The organism is Treponema primitia, from assembly GCF_046533075.1.
GTDB classification, from domain to species: Bacteria; Spirochaetota; Spirochaetia; order Treponematales; family Breznakiellaceae; genus Termitinema; species Termitinema primitia_B.
In genome coordinates, this window is sequence record NZ_JAJQRB010000083.1 from 1 (window position 1) to 17,292 (window position 17,292).

At 49.1% G+C, this 17,292-nt stretch carries 12 protein-coding genes; 7 read left to right on the forward strand and 5 right to left on the reverse strand.

Annotation, left to right across the window (positions count from 1 at the left end):
* Nucleotides 1-217 precede the first annotated feature (217 nt).
* A complete protein-coding gene (locus LQZ19_RS16725) occupies nucleotides 218-601 on the reverse strand; it encodes a hypothetical protein (protein ID WP_411048831.1) in 384 nt (127 codons plus the stop codon).
* Between the two features lie 83 nt (nucleotides 602-684).
* On the opposite strand from LQZ19_RS16725, the gene LQZ19_RS16730 reads away from it, so the two are divergent.
* From LQZ19_RS16730 to LQZ19_RS16750, 5 genes are all read left to right on the forward strand, one after another.
* Nucleotides 685-891, forward strand: coding sequence for a helix-turn-helix domain-containing protein (locus tag LQZ19_RS16730; protein WP_411048832.1), 207 nt, complete (start codon nucleotides 685-687; stop codon nucleotides 889-891).
* 438 nt (nucleotides 892-1,329) lie between these two features.
* A complete protein-coding gene (locus tag LQZ19_RS16735; protein ID WP_411048833.1) occupies nucleotides 1,330-2,436 on the forward strand; it encodes a ribose-phosphate diphosphokinase in 1,107 nt (368 codons plus the stop codon).
* 214 nt (nucleotides 2,437-2,650) lie between these two features.
* Nucleotides 2,651-5,689 (forward strand): ATP-binding protein, encoded by a 3,039-nt coding sequence (locus LQZ19_RS16740; protein WP_411048834.1) that lies wholly within the window; start codon nucleotides 2,651-2,653, stop codon nucleotides 5,687-5,689.
* A gap of 70 nt (nucleotides 5,690-5,759) precedes the next feature.
* Nucleotides 5,760-8,105: an ATP-binding protein gene (locus tag LQZ19_RS16745; RefSeq protein WP_411048835.1), complete on the forward strand. Its 2,346-nt coding sequence runs from the start codon at nucleotides 5,760-5,762 to the stop codon at nucleotides 8,103-8,105.
* Between the two features lie 50 nt (nucleotides 8,106-8,155).
* Nucleotides 8,156-8,971 (forward strand): TatD family hydrolase, encoded by an 816-nt coding sequence (locus LQZ19_RS16750; RefSeq protein ID WP_411048836.1) that lies wholly within the window; start codon nucleotides 8,156-8,158, stop codon nucleotides 8,969-8,971.
* 7 nt (nucleotides 8,972-8,978) lie between these two features.
* Here the strand turns inward: LQZ19_RS16750 and LQZ19_RS16755 are convergent, their stop codons facing one another.
* Together LQZ19_RS16755 and rpe are read right to left on the reverse strand one after the other, a co-directional pair.
* On the reverse strand, nucleotides 8,979-10,100 hold the full coding sequence (locus LQZ19_RS16755; protein WP_411048837.1) for a tetratricopeptide repeat protein: 1,122 nt from the start codon (nucleotides 10,098-10,100) through the stop codon (nucleotides 8,979-8,981).
* Between the two features lies 1 nt (nucleotide 10,101).
* The gene (gene rpe, locus LQZ19_RS16760; RefSeq protein WP_411048838.1) at nucleotides 10,102-10,758 is read right to left on the reverse strand and encodes a ribulose-phosphate 3-epimerase; all 657 of its coding nucleotides are present in this window, start codon (nucleotides 10,756-10,758) and stop codon (nucleotides 10,102-10,104) included.
* Between the two features lie 138 nt (nucleotides 10,759-10,896).
* Here rpe and LQZ19_RS16765 point away from each other — a divergent pair, with 138 nt between their 5' ends.
* Nucleotides 10,897-11,895 (forward strand): tetratricopeptide repeat protein, encoded by a 999-nt coding sequence (locus tag LQZ19_RS16765; RefSeq protein ID WP_411048839.1) that lies wholly within the window; start codon nucleotides 10,897-10,899, stop codon nucleotides 11,893-11,895.
* Nucleotides 11,896-11,917: 22 nt separating this feature from the next.
* On the forward strand, nucleotides 11,918-14,614 hold the full coding sequence (gene greA, locus LQZ19_RS16770) for a transcription elongation factor GreA (RefSeq protein ID WP_411048840.1): 2,697 nt from the start codon (nucleotides 11,918-11,920) through the stop codon (nucleotides 14,612-14,614).
* On the opposite strand, the gene LQZ19_RS16775 is transcribed toward greA, so the two are convergent.
* Both LQZ19_RS16775 and tgt read right to left on the reverse strand, forming a co-directional pair.
* The gene (locus tag LQZ19_RS16775) at nucleotides 14,611-16,116 is read right to left on the reverse strand and encodes a HEAT repeat domain-containing protein (protein WP_411048841.1); all 1,506 of its coding nucleotides are present in this window, start codon (nucleotides 16,114-16,116) and stop codon (nucleotides 14,611-14,613) included. The genes greA and LQZ19_RS16775 overlap by 4 nt on opposite strands.
* Complete coding sequence (gene tgt, locus LQZ19_RS16780) at nucleotides 16,113-17,246, reverse strand: tRNA guanosine(34) transglycosylase Tgt (RefSeq protein WP_411048842.1); 1,134 nt, start codon at nucleotides 17,244-17,246, stop codon at nucleotides 16,113-16,115. Before tgt ends, LQZ19_RS16775 begins: the two co-directional genes overlap by 4 nt.
* Nucleotides 17,247-17,292: the final 46 nt, after the last annotated feature.

Sequence of the window (17,292 nt, forward strand, 5' to 3'; positions counted from 1 at the left end):
CCCTCCATACGTTTCCTTCCTGACACCCCACTCCGTACTAATTGTAGGTGTGCTTCCGTGCCTCGGGGGCGCATGGCTTCACCGGGCCGATGCGCAAAATGAAGCTTCTAACCAAACGCCAAACTGGGATTAACATGAAAACTGTACGACACAAAGGAGCGTAGCGATGATTGATAAAACGGATCAGTATCAGGCACACATTTGCATTCTCTAAATATCAATTGTATGCTGTGAAGTAATAATTTGTACCTTCTTTTTTATTGATAATATAATAAGGTGATACATAGGCTCCACAATATTTACAGTTCAATTCAGTCATTTTGTTTTTCACATTTTGACTTAACCCTGTATTTAGCACCCAAGAAGCATTTATTATTGGGGGGTTAAACAATGAAGGATTTACACCATTGTTTCTCAATGCTTGCTCAAGCCCCTCTACAGTGTTTGAAAAGTAATAATGATACATAAACCCAGTTTCCAAAGCAATATCTACTTCTTGATATTCAGGATCAGGATCAGCCTCCGTCTTACACCCAATAAGTACCATTCCCAATGCTAGTACCATGCCGAACATTCCTAAGTATTTTCTGTAACTTTTCATAAAAAGCTCCAAGTATTAAAAATAGACTCTAAATATAGAGTTGTTTCAAATGTATATCCACTCTAGTTTTAGAGTCAAGGGAAATGGAGCAAGAAACTGAGAAAATTTTAGAAAATATCCGCAAAAAACGGACCGATAAGGAGATTTCTATTATAAATCTGGCAAATGAAGTAGGCATTTCACATAGCCATCTCTATTACATAGAAAGCAAACGGGTCATTCCATCCATTGATGTAGTTATAAAAATTGCCAAATCCCTCAATTTAGCCTTAAAAGACTTTTTGGACTAAAGTCTGTGTGTATCAAAATGACCCAATTAAATAATTATATCATTTAAATTCAAAAGTTTATAATTATGGAAAAGCAAATATTTCTTGGCGCCATGGAGAGCGCTCGCTCTCTTCTTGGGACAAAAAAATTTCGTTTGACGCTATATATGCGCCAAAGACCAAGACCCCAACCCCTAAGTTTGGTGAGCCGCAGAAAAGAATATACCCCCCCTTGTACCACCGGTCCTGCGAACCGGCAGAAAAGAATAGGCCCCTATTACGTTATCGGGGGTGGTGGTGTAAAAAATATCAGGGGGACCCTTTGGGGGTTCCTGATATTTTTTGCAGCCACCAGGACCCCAAACAAAGTATCCAGGGCCTATTCTTTTCTGTATACCTACCTTGTAAATTTTATGAATTCCTTTTATAGTAACCATAGACAAACGGGGGACCATCACAGTGAATGAATTTGTCATTACGGCTACCCGATCAATGCGGAAATACGCCGCCCGGGTGGTTGGGGATCTGACAAAGTTTCCCAGTTTTTCCGCCCAGGCGGATTCTATTAACGGAGTCGAGGCGCTAAAAACCGACCGTTTTGCCGATGGTGAAATGGAGGTAGCGGTTAAGGAATCCCTACGGGGAAAGGACGTGATCCTCTTTACCAGCTGTGCGAGAAATGAAGCGGGTATCAGTGTTGAGGAAGCGAAGATTGAGCTATACCATACAATAGACGCCCTGAAACGTTCCCAGGCGGAACGGATCACCGTCTTTGAACCCTTCGTTTCCTGCTCCCGATCCGATAGGACTACCCGGCGCAGCTCTGTGGGGCTCTGGGTGCACTTCAAGTTCCTTTCAACCATGGGAACCAACCACATTGTTACCTACCAGCTTCATTCGGATAAATCCAAGTCCATGCTGGACCCTACGGTCTGTCTTATCGACGATATACCCGCCCTGACCCTCCTTAAAAAGTACCTTTGCGACACCTATATCCGGGACCTCAAAACCCTGGAAAAGGTAGTGCGCCCTAACTGGGCCTTCTGTTCGGTGGATGCGGGGGGCGAAAAACTGACCAGACAGTTTGCCAATGCCTTTATGGCGCCCCTGGTGGTAGCCCATAAGCAGCGGGATTATTCAAAGTCCAATACCATAGAATCCATCAATATACTTTCCGCAGAGCCCATCGCGGGGAAGGTCCTCTGGGTAGTGGACGATATGATAGACACCGCAGGGTCCGTGGCCAGCCTTATCCGGGCTTTGACGCCCTTCAAACCGGCGGAAATCAATATCATCTCCACCCATGCCCCGTTCTCGCCGCCCGCGGAGGAACGGCTTTCCCAGCTTTCCGCAGAGGGACTCCTCAACCGCATCATCGTTACGGATACGGTGTACTGTTCCTGTGGGGCAGCGCTGAATATCCCCAACCTGGAAGTAGTACCCTCGGCGGGCCTTTCCGCTAAAGTTGTCCGCACCATCGTTACCAATAGTTCCGTGAACCAGCTGATGAAGCCATTTAATGCGGAAGCTTATTTTAAAGAGCCCTACTTATTTAACCAAAACTAAAACAGAAAAAAATATGCCCCTAAATACATTGTTTGGGGTCCTGTCGGCTGGAAAAAAACCGCAAGGTCGCAGAAGGCGAAGAACTACCGGGAAACAGAGGAAACCCCATGCTTTCCCCTTTTTCGCCTTCTGCGACTTCGCGGTTAGAAATTTCTTCATAGGTCGAAGACGGTGTAGTATAAATTTATCATTTTGATATATTATCTATATTTGAATGAAAAAACCTGCTCAATTTGCAATGTATTTCCTTCTGTCCGCAGCCCTGATCGGCGCCGTGCTTTTCTTTGCAAGGCCGAATAATCCCGTGGAAAGCCCCTTCAGGGTAGAGCTGTCCGACTGCCCTATTTATGCAAAAAAAGGCTTTAACTTTCAGGATATAATCCGGGAATTTTCTCCCCATGACTGGGAGGCGGCGGTGCTGCCCAGCCAGGGAAAGCCCTCGCTTATTATTAAGGACATCCTGGGCCTCAAAAGCGGCCGTTCTTACCTTTCTCCATGGGCAGACGCCGATCAGGAATTCACCATAGCCATCCCTTTTGAAGTCGATAACGAAGCGATAAGCGCCCTGAGAAGTTCGCCGCCGGTAACACCGGGCATTTATTTGGCGGGCATTGGGGATAACTGGGAAGTATACCTCAACGGGTTTTTAGTCCATTCAGAAATCTATCTGGACTCAAAGGGCCAAATAACCGAGCACAGAACGCGGCGGGGCGCGGGTATTCCGGTGTACCGGGATATTTTTCATATAGGCACGAACATTCTTGCCATTAGGATCATAAGCCCTCCCGGTTTCGATTATGGCGGGCTTTTTTACAACGCCCCGCATTTTATTGACGATTACCGCATCGTGATGAGATACCGCGCCGACCAAATGACATTGATTTTTTGTACCGTGTATATTTTTGTCGGCCTCTATCATCTTTTGCTTTTCTTCCTGATGCGGAGAGCGGAAAAGTACAATTTCTATTACGGTATCTTTTCGATTATGACGGGGATTTATTTTATTGCGCGGAGCCCTATCATCTATGACCTTATCAGCAATTCCTCAATCACCCAAAAAATTGAATATTCGGCGCTCTATATTCTGGTGTTCTTCCTGGCGTCTTTTATCGAACAGCTCAACTTTAACCGCATTTTATTGCCTTCAAGGATTTACGGCCTTTTCTGTTCCGTCCTGATTGTCCTGCAGTCGTTTTTCTCCCTTGAATTTTCTGACAATGCATTAAATATTTGGCGGGTAGTCTGCATGTTCATGCTGATCTTTGTTTTGGGCCATGATGTAATTTTTACCTTCTGCAAAGACATTCACCGCCAATGGAAAAAACATACCTATGCCAAATGGAATCTCCTGAAAGAGATACGGAATTGCCTTACCAAGACCCTGTTCGGAAATATCGTTACGGTTATTATCTTTTTGAGCCTGACCGCCGTAGTTGACACACTGGACGCAGCATTCATCCATACCGGTATTTTTCTGACCCGCTACAGTTTCTTTTTTGTGACCACCGGTATGACCATCGCTTTGGCAAAACATCTGGCCGATTCGTATAACCAGGTACATCAGCAAAAAGCGGAGCTTGAAATTCTGGTTGGGGAAAGAACCCGGGAACTTGCCGAACAGGTACAGATTGCCGAATCTGCGTCCAGGGCAAAAAGCGAATTCCTGGCGACCATGAGCCACGAAATACGCACGCCCCTAAACGCCATCATAGGCCTTTCAAACATTGTGCTGGAAAAACCCCTGCCCGAAGCCGCCCACAGCAGCATTGAAAAAATCAGCCTTTCGGGAGTTACCCTGCTGGGAATCATAAATGACATTCTGGATATTTCAAAAATTGAAGCGGGCAATTTTGAAATAATCCCGGTAGAATACAGTACCGCTTCCCTGATAAGCGAATCGGTGCGCCTCAATATGGTACGTTTAGGCGAAAAACCGATAACCTTTGAACTTTCAGTGAGCTTCGATTTACCGGAAACTCTTTTTGGCGATGAATTGCGGATTAAGCAGATTCTTAACAACATCCTGTCCAATGCGATTAAATATACCAAGGCCGGAAAGGTGCGGCTTGAAATAACCCACGAGCCTTTTGAAAACGGAATACTTTTGATACTGAAGGTTTCCGACACCGGGGTCGGGATCAGGCAGGAAGACAGGGGAAAACTTTTTTCCGAATACAGCCAGCTTGACACCAAGGCAAACCGGAAAATCGAAGGCACCGGCCTTGGGCTTTCGATCACCAAAAAACTTTTGACCCTTATGAACGGCGCTATCAGCGTGGAAAGCGAATATGGAAAGGGCAGTACTTTTACCATGACACTCCCGCAAAAAACAACGGGAACTGCCGTAATAGGAAAAGAAAAAGCGGAGATGTTCGCGGCCCTTCGCTTTATAGAAAAATACCATAACCCCTCCAGGGATTTGAAAAGAGCCTGGATGCCCTACGGCAGGGTGCTCGTCGTCGATGATGTGGCCATAAACCTTGAAGTAGCCCAGGGCCTGCTTGAACCTTACGGGCTTACGGTTGAATGTGTCTCAAGCGGCAAAAAAGCCATAGAAATGATTAAAGACGAAAAGCACCCCTACGATCTGGTGCTCATGGATCACATGATGCCCGAAATGGACGGCATAGAAGCGGTGCGTCTCATCAGAAATGAAATCGGCACCGAATACGCAAAAAATATCCCGATTACGGCCCTTACCGCCAATGCCCTTACGGGCAACGCAGAGATGTTTCTTGCAAATGGTTTTAACGGCTTTGTGTCAAAACCCATAGACATGATGGAACTTGACGCGACGCTCAATAAATGGGTAAGGACTAAACAGAGCGCCGAAACTTTGGCGCGGGCAGAAAAAGAAAGACCCGGTGCAGACGCTGCGGCGGCTGAAAAAAATGAACCTGAAAAATCCGTACCGGGTTTGGATATGGCAGGGGGTATTAAACGCTACAACAGTGAAAAAATATACAAGCGCATCCTGACGGCTTTCGGTAAAAGCGCCCCGGCAATGCTCGACACAATCCGCGAACCAAACGAAAAAAATCTTTCCGATTATATGATCACGGTTCACGGCCTGAAAGGGGCAATCCGGGGCATTAATGCCGCAGAAATAGGCGACATGGCCGAAGAACTGGAATTCGCCGCCAAGGCAAGCGACTTTCAGAAAGTAGCGGAAAAAAATGGCGCCTTCATAGGGGCAGTAGAAAAATTAATCAGCGATATTCGTATTTACCTGGATAGCCTACAAACAGAATAATCCACTGTTTACACGATTTTCCATAAAATGGTATAATCGTCAATATTATATGCTCAAGGATAAGGAAATTATGTTTAAAAATTTAAGTCTGAGATTTAAAATCTTCTTTCTGGTTTCGGCGGTTGTCATCGTTTCGTTTCTGACCCTTACCATAATCGTTTCCAACAGGTCCATCGGGATGGCGCAAAAAGACGCTTTCAGCCTGGCCCAGGAAACGGCCGATAAATACAAAAATGCAATTATAGCGGAATTGCAGGGCGCCCGGATAACCGCGGAAACATTTTCAACGGTTTTTGAAACCCTAAAGGATTATAACCTTACCGACCGGGATATGATGAATGATATACTCAAGAATGCCCTGGCGAACAAGGAATACATCACCGCTTTTTGCATCGCCTATGACCCAGACGCCCTGGACGGAAAGGACGCCCAATATGCGGGGCTGGGGCCGGCCTATGACGAGACCGGTCGTTATGCCCCCTATTGGAACAAACTGGGGGGCAATATCGACGTTGAATTTCTGCCCGACATTGACAGCGAAGACTGGTATATCGTTCCCAAGGCTGAACGCCATGAATATATCACCGACCCCTACCCGTATGGGCTTCAGGGAAGAACAGTTATGCTGGCCAGTCTGATTTTTCCGATTATTCATAGCGATAAATTTATCGGCATCATCTCTTCCGACATCGTCCTGGACAAGCTCCAGGAAATGGTCGACAAGGTAAACCCCCACGGGCAGGAAGGGTATACGGAAATTATTTCACATTCAGGCGCCGTTATAGCCCATCCCAATAAAGATTATTTAGGAAAGGATTTAGCGGAAACTCTGGTGGAAGGCCAGAGCCGGCTTCAACATATTGATGAGATCAAAAGCGCCATAAAGAGCGGCGAAATGTATATTTCACAGGGCAAAAATTTTTATACCGTATATATGCCTATCCAATTCAGCAAAGTTACGAATCCCTGGTCGGTTGCGGTCAGTATTCCCATGGCAAAAATTATGACCAATGCCGACAGTATTCGTAATTACGTTATCTTGGTTTCAATTATCGCAATATGCGTAATCGGATTTGTTTTATACTTTATTGTAAGAAGCGTTACAAAACCCATACTTATACTCTCGGAAACGGCCAAAACCCTTGGGGAAGGCCATTTTGATACGGAAGTCCCCCTTATAAAGAGCAATGATGAAATCGGAGCGCTGTCAAGGGCATTCAAGTTTATGGTGGAAAAACTGAACGGCGCCATGACAGAAGCCGTGGATGCGAATAAGGCGAAAGGCCTCTTTATGGCTAACATTAGCCATGAGATTCGCACACCCCTGAATGCCGTTATGGGGCTGAATGATCTCCTGCTTAAAACCAATGTGGATGATAAACAGCGGGACTACATCGAAAAAATAAAAGGCGCTTCTGCAACCCTGCTCGGCCTTGTCAACGATATCCTCGATTTTTCCGAAGCCGAAGAAGGGCACATGAAACTGGAAAACGCCCCCTTTGATATCCGGAAAATGTTTGATGAACTTTCGGTATTTTTCCGGGAGAAGAACAAAAGCTCTCCCCTGGAGCTGCGTTTTGAACTGGATTCCGCCCTTCCTGCTTCCATTATGGGTGATGAGCGGCGGCTAAGGCAGATCTTTACCAACCTTACCGGTAACGCATACAAGTTTACCGAAAAAGGTTCCATCACGGTTCGTGTTGCCGTATCCAGTCGTACCAGTAATAGTGTGGCCCTTGACTTTGCGGTATGCGATACGGGTATAGGTATGAGCCGGGAACAGATGGATAAGTTATTCGCCGCTTTTGACCAGGCGGACAATTCCGCAACCCGCAAATACGGCGGGGCAGGCCTCGGGCTTGCGGTCACCCGTGAAATAGTGGAGCTCATGGGCGGGAAGATTTCCGTTACCAGTGAACTGAAAAACGGAACAACATTCATGTTTTCCTGCGCCTTCCCGCTTGTGGAGGAAAAAACCGCGATCCGGGATACGGCGCCTGCGAATATTGAAAATGCCGTATTGCATGGGGTACGCGTTTTACTGGTAGAAGACAATGAAATTAACGCCATGATCGTTCAGGAACTCCTCAGTGCGGTTGGTATGAATGTTACTACGGCACAAAACGGTCAAGACGCTTTGGATATTCTCGCAGATAAAGCTAAATCGCGGCTTCCGCCCTTTGACCTGGTACTGATGGATCTCCAAATGCCGGTTATGGACGGTTACGAGGCTACCCGGCTCATCAAGGAAACCCCCGAATACAAGGGTATGCCGGTTTATGCACTGACAGCCCATGCGTTCCCCGAGGAACGGGAACGCTGCCTTGCGCTGGGCATGGAAGACCACCTGACCAAACCTATTGATGTTGATACGTTTTACGGCGCCCTGCGGCATGCGGCGGCCTCGAAAAAGTAACCGATCAACGCAAGGGGGCCTTTTTATTTTTGGGAGGCTAAAATACGGGTATGCAGCTTATTGATATTGGGATTAACCTGATGCACCGGTCCTTTGACCGGGACCGGGAAGGGGTGATACTCGCCGCGGAAAATGCAGGGGTATCCCCGCTCATCATTACCGGGGCCAGTGAGCAGGACAGCCAAGCTGCGGCCCGGTTTGCCGCCCAATACGGGGTAAAAAACCCGGGAAAGATCTATACCACCGCCGGGGTACACCCCCATGGGGCAAAAAACTGGACCGCCTCTACGGCGGACACGCTGAGGAAATTAGCCGCCGAGGATGCGCTTGTGGCTATCGGGGAGTGCGGCCTGGATTACAACCGGGACTTTTCCCCCCGGCCGGTCCAGCGGAGTTGTTTTGAAGCCCAGGTTAGCCTGGCGGCGGAGCTGGGGATGCCCCTGTTTCTCCACTGCCGGGACGCCTTTGATGATTTTGCCGCTATTTTGCGGAATTCCGGCGCCCCGGTGAAAAACAAGGTGGTCCACTGTTTCACCGGGACCGCTGATGAACTCGCGACCTACCTCGAACTGGGCTGCTTTATCGGCATCACCGGCTGGATCTGCGATGAGCGCCGGGGCAGGCATTTGGCGGATCTGGTAAAGATGATCCCCCCGGACCGTCTTATGGTAGAAACCGACGCCCCCTTCCTCATGCCCCGGGACCTTCCCGCCGACAAATCCGATAGCCGTTTCAGCCGTAACGAGAGCAAATATCTGGTCCACATACTCCGAGCCATCGCCGGCCACCTCGGCCGGGACCCCGAACAACTTGCCCGGGAAACCTACGCCAACACGGTAGCATTTTTCAATCTGCCAAAGCGGTAAACCGGGCTTACTTGCCTAAAAAGGCGGCTTGGTGTAGGGCAATTCCTTCCAGGCGGATGCCATCTTCTCCCGCTGCCGAGGAGATCGGGATTACCTTGGCTAGGACTTCCAGGGGGCGTTCCAGGTTGACGGGAACGGAAAAGTCAAAGACTACCTGGACTATGCCTTCCAGGGTGCTGCGGGTGTCGTAGCCCACCAGGAAATCGAAGGATGTGCTGTCTTGGTCTTCCTTAAGATTCGTAGCCATTCCACGCCAGATGATATAACAGTCCCGGTATAAGAGGGGGTCCTGTTTGACCTCCGCGTAGGGGAAACGATCCTTCAGGGTATCAAAGCCCGGAACTTCCATGTAGGAGATGATGAGCCGGGCCTTGTTTTTAACCGGATCCGAAGCATTGGATTCAATAAGCCGGTTCAGGGAAACTTTGGCGGCCTCATCCCGGTATTCCATAAAGAGTTTGCGGGCGGCTTCATAGATCTCCAAAACCTGGTTCCGGGTGAGGATGTACCGGAAAGTCCCGCCGGTCTGGACCGGTGTTTCCCGGTCTTCCCGTTCCAGGGCAAGACCCGCAAGGCCCCCCCTTTCCGACGAAACCGTCTTGCCCAGGGGAATTACCCCAAGCTTAACCAAAATACCCCCGGCCAGGGCTAAGGCCAGGAGCACCCCAATAGCGGGAAGGAGAATTCGCTCCGCCGTAAGGGGCAGTTTGGGGGCCGGCGGAAAAAGCTGGAGGGCTTTTCCCGAATCTATCCAGTTCTGGATCCCATCGGGACCGCTGTTTTTCCGCAGTACCTGCAGGGCCTTCTTGGCAATCCGGTTCCGGCTTTCCACATCCAGGACTTCCAGGTATAGATCTACCGCTTTTCCCGTATCCCCCCGGTGGAGATAACACACCGCCATTCCCAGCAAAACCGAGGGATCAAGCATTTTGATTTCCCGGGCACGCTTAAAATAGGTAAAGGCTCCCCCCAAATCGCCGGCCCGCAAACAGGCGCTTCCCAATATATAATGATAGTTAAAGGAATCGTGGTACCGGACTACCTCGGGCTGGAGTATGCTTATCACATCCCCATATTTTTTCCGCATTAAAAAACGGACCGCCCTGGTTAAAATCGGATCAAGTCTCATGTTATTCTAAACCCTTTAGCCGCCTTACCAGGGCTCCCTTATCTGCGGCGCTGAAAAAAGCCGATCCGACGACCATGATATCCACTCCCGCCTCCCGGGCAGCGGGGGCGGTAGACTCGTTTATGCCGCCGTCTACGGAAATGAGGTAATCCCCCCTCCCCGCTTCCCTCAGCGTAACCAGGTCCCGGACTTTCCCAAAACATTCCGGAATAATGGGCTGGCCCCCGTAACCGGGGTTGACGGTCATAACCAGGATAAGATCCACAAAGGGAAGCAGGGGTTCTATAAGGGATACCGGTGTGGAGGGTACGATACTGATCCCGGCCTTTTTGCCCTTCTCGTGAATAGCCTGAAGGATACGGTGGGAGTGAACCGCTGCCTCAAGGTGAAAGGTGATATAATCCGCCCCGGCCTGGGCAAAGGAATCGATAAAATTGGCGGGATTTTGGACCATCAAATGAGCATCAAATATTTTGGATGTATGGGGACGGAGATCCGCCACCATTTTAGGGCCAAAGCTTATATTTGGCACAAAACAACCGTCCATCACATCAAGATGGACCCATTCCGCTCCGGAGGAGCCTATAAGGGCCACTCCATCGTCCATAGAAGAAAAATCAGCTGAAAGCACCGAAGGCGCAATTATGGGTATCCGCATATCTTGATGATACCGGCGCGGCCCCCCCTTGTAAAGAACCATATAAATGGTATAATACTAAAGATTCTTTTTATCAGAATGTCATTTATTATACAAGCCTTCAGCTTGGTTTTGTAAGGAAATTATTCACACGCCGCTATGCGGCTGGCGAAGCAAGCCATGAGCGAAGAACAACCAATACAGAGGCTCATTCAGAAGGCCTATGAAAACCTGAAAACCTCTGATGCAGCTTCGGCTATAATGGCGTTGGAGGAAGCGCTTAGGATAGATTATGAGAATCCGGAGGTGGTGTACGCCCTAAAGTGCATCCAATGGTGGCTTGACCGGATTAAGGGCGCCGAAGGTGGGGTTCAGGGCAGTACCCATCTAAAGCAGAGCGATACCTATGCCAGAGGGGAGTTTATCCTCTCCCAGTGGGATGCTTTTTATGGTTTTCTGGATCGTATCGGCGAGGGGGATTCATCCGAATATGATCCCTGCCACTATGCAATAAAGCGGTTTGTGTTTTCCACCGCCTTGCAGTCCTTCGAGGATATCCTGGGGGATGGAATTAACCAGCATGACCCTGAACTGCTGCTGCGGGTGGGCCGCTGTTACAAAGGGGTGGGGAATTATGAAGAAGCCCTGAAGTACCTGGAGCAGGCGGTCCGGTTTAAGCGGGAAGACGGGGAGGCATTGTCCCAGCTGGCGGATGTAAATGCCCTGATGGAGGAGACCCGGAGCGCCAAGGCGCTGTTTCGGGAAGCTTTCTTTATGGATGCACAAAAGGTGGACATCCGGTCCATGGAATCGGAGATGATCCTGCGGCTGCGGGATCGGGTAAAAGCCCAGGGGTATACGGGCAGGGAACTTTTGGAATGGATACCCATATATGGGTGTTTGTATGGGATATTTTCGGTTAAACGCGAACTAAAGCAGGTTGAATTAGGGCGCTTGAAACAGTCAATTTTTACCCTAGAAAACGCCATTCGAGGCAAGCCGGAAGATCTGGACCTCCTTATCCCCCGGCTGATTAACCGGTATTTTTGGTTAATCGACCATTACGAAAATGTTCAGGAGGATCCCGCATTAATAGCGGAAACCCTGTTGAAGATAAAGATTTATGATCCCGCCATATACGAACGGTATATAGGTTAGTTTTGAATGATGGAGTTGTGAGATGTCTGAAGCTCTTTTGAAAAATGTCCAGGAAATGCTCAATGAGGAAAAGTGGACCAGAGCCACCCTCAGTAATTATTCTACCAACCAGTTTAAAGAGCTGGATGTCCTCTTAAAAGAAGCCCGGGATGTACGGGCCTATGATGACTTAAAAAAACTCTGCGATGAGCATCTGGTTCATACTAAAAACAGTATCATCGCCCTCTATCTTTCGGGGATGATCGCCCTTTCCCGGCAGCTCATCGACGATTCCGCCCTGATCAACCTGGTTACCATTTTTGTGGATAACCATAAGTGGAGCATCGTTAAGTACCTCTGCGAACGTATCCTGGATTACGGAGAATCGAAATTCGCCCTCCGTACCCTGGCGGAATGTTACAAAAACGATAACGAAGAAACGGCCATCTACAACATTTGGGAGCGGCTGGTCAAGGTGGACTACGAAGAGGCGGACCTGGCAAAGTCCCTGGGGGAATACTACGAAAAACAGGGAAAGATAGAAGAGGCGGTGGACTACTATAAAAAAGCCCTGCACCGGTATATCAACAAGGCCCTGTTTACCAATGTCCGGGAAATCTGGGCAAAGCTGATCGAATACAATAAAGAGGATATCGACTTTTTCCTCCACGTCCAGAAGAAAATCGCCAAAAATATCAGCAAAGATAAGGCGGTGCTCCTGCTCAATGATGTGTACGTTTACTGCAAAGAGAAGGGTGATATCGAAACCGCCATCAGTATCTGTAAAATAATTTTGCAGTACGATGAACGGGATGAACCGGCCCGGAAAGAAATCACCGACTGTTTCAGGCTAAAGTACGCCGGACACAGCCAGCTGGAAGAATATATCAGGATATCAAACCTTACCCAGAAATACCGCAATGTCCACGAGGCGATCACGGATTTTGAAAAGCATATCGCCTTTGACAAGGGAAACTTTGTATTCCACCGGACCTGGGGAATCGGGCGCATCGCTAAGGTACAGGGAGATGAGATTGTCATCGACTTTGCAAAGAAACGGGAACATTCCATGTCCCTCAAGATGGCGGTAAACGCCCTGCAAACCATATCGAAGGGCCATATATGGGTACTCAAGGCTACCAAGAAGAAGGAAGAGCTCCACGACAAGGTGAAGGAAGATCCCGTTTGGGCCTTAAAAACGGTGATCCGCAGTTTTAATAATACCTGCGACATCAAGCACATGAAGGCGGAATTGGTACCCAGCATCCTTTCTTCCGGCGAGTGGACCACCTGGAGCGGCAAGGCCCGGGACATCCTCAAGGCGGACCCCAGTTTTGGTGTGAGCCCGGATAATATCGACATTTTTACTGTTCGGGACAGGCCTATCAGCATAGAGGAAAAACTCTACAATGAATTTAAGGCGGAACGGAATTTCTTTGATCGGGCCGTTACTATCCGGAACTATGTAGCCCAAAAGGACGTGGAACTTGATTCCGAATACTTTACCGAAATGTTCGCCTACTTTTCGGCTTACCTCCGGTCAAAAAACCAGGTTAGCGAATTTGTGGTAGCCTCCTACCTCCTGATAAAGGATCTGGTAGGCCGGTACCCCTACTTAGGCGCCGGACTATCCCTGAATTTTATTGAGATATTTGAGGGCATCGAAGATGTGCCGACCCTGTTTTTAAGCCTCAAGGATGCTAAGCTAAAGGAAGAATTCATCCATCATATTCAACTCTTTGTCCCCGACTGGCCGGATATTTATATCAAACTTTTCCCCTATGCCCTGACCGCTTCCATTGTTACCAATTTGAAAAAAGAAGGGTATGAGGAAAAGCTTGTTACCCTGACCCAGTATTGTTTTGAAAACTACCGGGATCACCGGGAAATCCGTGATGCGGTGGTATGGATTCTGAAAAACCTCAAGGACGAAAGCTGGTTTGAAAAAGCCGCCCTTACCCTGGAGCGTAAACTTATCGTTCTTATCCATATCCTTAACATCACCTACAGGGAAATTGAGAATCACCGGGATACCGCAGAAAACAGAAAAATTAACAAACAGGTTTATACCCTGCTCTTTAAGGATGATGTTTTAACCAAATTTATCGATGAGGCGGATCCGGATACTATTACCCGTATCTATACGCTTATTGAGGATGTAAAGGATCTGGACCCCGCAGATAAACTAAGCTTACGGAACCGGGTACTCCAGAAAAATCCCACCTTCAAGTTCCTTGGGGATACGGAAAAAACCATTGTTTCCCGGGGGCTCCTGGTTACCATGTCCAGGTTTGAAGATAAACAACGGGAACTGGCCCACATTATGGACGTGGATGTGCCTGCCAACTCAAAGGAAATCGGCTTCGCCCTTTCCCTGGGGGACCTGCGTGAAAATGCGGAATACAAGGCCGCCAAAGAAAAGCAGGACCTCCTCAATTCCACCGCAGCGAAGCTGAAAGACGAAATTGAGCGGGCCCAGCTTTTCGATCCAAGCACAATAAACTTAAACCGTGTTTCCTTCGGGACCAAGGTACTATTGGCCAATGAGTCAAACGGCGAAAACGAAGAATACACCATCCTTGGACCCTGGGAGTCAGACCCGGATAACCGGATCATCTCCTACCTGTCCCCGCTGGGCGGAGCTATTCTGAATAAAAAGATTGGAGAGAAATTCAACTTTTCTATTAATGACGAGAATGTTTCGTACATGGTTAAGGAAATTTCGGCAGTGGCGTTCTAGAGCCGCAGCTTTTCCACAACTACCCGTGATTTGCGGGAAAGGCTGCCGTATTTTTCATCCGTCAATTCCCGTACCTGCTCGGCCAGGGAGCGGAATTCGTTGTTCAATACCATGTCCAGGGCGTAGGATTTCTCCACAACCCCGCCGGAAGAAAAGAAACGGCGGGCCAGATCTTCCAGGGATGCGGTCTTGGCGGAACCCAGTATCCGGAGAAAACCGTTGTATAAGGGAGTCTGGTTCTTTCGCTTTGCTTCGTCCAATTCTTCTATCACCTTGGCGGTGTAGGCACTGGCGTTATTCTGAAGAAGCATCTCTGCAGAAAGGAGCCTTATCTGGTCGGCGTTTTTCCGTTCCGTAAAAAGAGAGGAAAGGAAGTCCAGACTTTCCGGGTTTCCAATGGCGCCAAGGGCTTTGATGGCCTCATCCTTTACCGCTTGAACATCGTCCCGCTCCGCACGGTAGCGCAGATAGGGAACCGCTTCCACTAAACGTCTATCCCGTGCAGCCTGAGCTGCGGCCATGCGGGTTTTGTAATAGGAATCCCGAAACGCTTCCAGGATGGCGCTGTCTATTTCCGGACCGGCGAAGGGACCCAAGGCGGCCACTGCGGTGGAACGCACATTAGGGTCCGTGGACTCCACCGATAGCAATACTGCGTCAATCCCGCCGGTATCGCCGATCTTCGCCAGAGCTTCCAGGGCGGACATTCGGAGCACCGCCCGTTCATCGTTGTTTTCCGCAATTTCCCGTAATAAAGGCACCCCCGCAGGTGACTTCACATCCCCAAGGGCAATGATAAGCTCCCGGCGGTTTTCCTGTCCCGGACTGCGGTTATTATAAAAGTCGATCAGATACTCCGCCACCGCGGCGGCGCTTTCCTGCTCCTTGCGGGTACGGACCGGCGGGGACGATGGTGGCAGCGGCGGTTCGGAAGTATCTTCCGGTTCGGCCTCCGGCGGCGGTTCTGCATCGGCAATAGTATTGCTACCCGCGGGCATACTGCCGCCGATAAGACCCAGGGCTTTAATGCAGGCGCTTATAAAACGCTGCTCCTCTGCATCGAGCAGTTCCTGGATATAAGGAACCGCCGGGGCAAATTTTATTTTCCCCAAATAGCTAAGGGCCGCCAAAACCGTCTCATTGGCCTCGTCGTCCCGCTCCGCAATGGCCTTGAGAGCCCGGTCCTCAAGACCGGCCTGATCCCGGTCTCCAAAGAAGGAAAAAACACCGGAAAGGATATTCCGGTTCCGGGTATTTCTAGCCACCGTAATCAGTTCCGCATCCAGAGCGGTGGCATTTTCATTTTTCAAGCTTTGGATTAGGGCGGCAATCTCCGTTTCCGTACCATAGCGGATAGTTTCCAGCCGCTTAGCGTCCTCCGCCGGAAGCGCCGGTGAAGACGCCGATACGGTGTCCTTTACGGACTGAGCATCCGGCGATTCCTGGGAAAAAGCCGGAAATGAAAACAGTGACAGTAAAACTACGGCAAAGATTATTTTCATTCCGCACCTCCCATGTATTCCTTAAGGAAATCTTCCTTAAAGGATAGGAACCTGTCTTCTTCAATGGCCCTGCGGGCATCCTTAACCAGATTATGGAGAAAGTAGAGATTATGATAGGAAGCCAACATGGAACAGAGTATCTCCTGGGTTTTAAAAAGATGCCGCATATAGGCGCGGCTGTATTGCCGGCAAACCTTACAATCACACTGGGGATCTATGGGGCCGAAATCAAATTCCCGGTCTGCCCGTTTTATCGAAATATCCCCACGGTGAGTAAAAACCCTGCCGGTCCTGCCGGTCCTGGTGGGAAGCACACAGTCAAACATATCAATACCCTGCTCTATGGCAGCAAGGATGTATTGGGGGGTTCCGATGCCCATAACATAGCGGGGCTTTCCACGGGGCAGCAGGACGGCGGTATAGGCTAAATATTCCAGAAAAACTTCCTCCCCCTCCCCCACCGATAATCCCCCTATGGCGATACCCGGGGTATCAGCCTCTATGGCCAGGGCGGCGCTTTTTTCCCGAAGATCCTTATAAAAATTCCCCTGAACTATGGAAAACAGCTTACCCCTGTATCCATTATCGGCCTTTTCTTCCCAAGTCTTCTTAGCTCTTGTAAGCCAATCGGAGGTAATGGTAACGGCTTCAAGGGACTCCTTATAGGATATGCCCCACTTGGTGCAAACATCAAGCTGCATCTGGATATCACTCCCCAGAACTGCCTGAATTTCCACCACCCCCTCGGGGCTAAGGCGGTGGGTTGAACCGTCAATATGGGAGCGGAATTCCACCCCCTCGTCCCGGATCTTTCTGAAAGGCGCCAGGGAAAACACTTGAAACCCCCCGGAGTCGGTAAGGATATTCCGCTGCCAGTTCATAAAGGGATGAAGCCCCCGGGCTGCGGAAATGACATCCATCCCCGGTCTGAGATAGAGGTGATAGGTATTGGAAAGGATAATTTCAAACCCAATAGATACCAGATCGTCCACGGTTACGGCCTTAACGGTCCCGTTGGTTCCCACGGGCATAAAGACCGGGGTACTCACCGGACCGTGAGGTAAGGTCAGGGTTCCTGTCCGAGCGGAGCAGGAAGGATCACTATGGCGGATTTCAAAAAAAGGTTCCAAAATATTTTTAACTATACTCCGGAAAAACTTTTATGTCAAATGACTA